Source organism: Bacillus sp. SIMBA_005 (genome assembly GCF_046535585.1).
Classification (GTDB): domain Bacteria; phylum Bacillota; class Bacilli; order Bacillales; family Bacillaceae; genus Bacillus; species Bacillus pumilus.
In genome coordinates, this window is sequence record NZ_JAWRWI010000466.1 from 1 (window position 1) to 269 (window position 269).

The window sequence follows — 269 nt, forward strand, 5'->3', positions numbered from 1 at the left end:
CTCCATTAAATATAGATGTTCCAGTTATTGCTACTGATTTAGCTATTCAAGTTGGAGAAAAAACATACAATGCATTAATTGCTAACACTAAAGTTACTGAATTCTTTAATGTAACTCAAGGTGGTACTAAGGATATTGTAATTTTAACTGCTAAAACTCCAGCTGCAGATGATTTAACAATGGCAGTAGCTCTAGCAAATAACCTTCCAACTACAGCAGCTGTTAACACTTCTGGTGTGGCTCCTGTTAAAGAACTAGTAAATGTTACT

The 269-nt window shown here is 34.2% G+C and carries 1 protein-coding gene; it reads left to right on the forward strand.

The genetic code is table 11. From position 1 onward, the window contains the following. A partial coding sequence (locus SB660_RS20920; protein WP_410584282.1) for a hypothetical protein occupies window positions 1-269 on the forward strand: 269 nt, incomplete at both ends.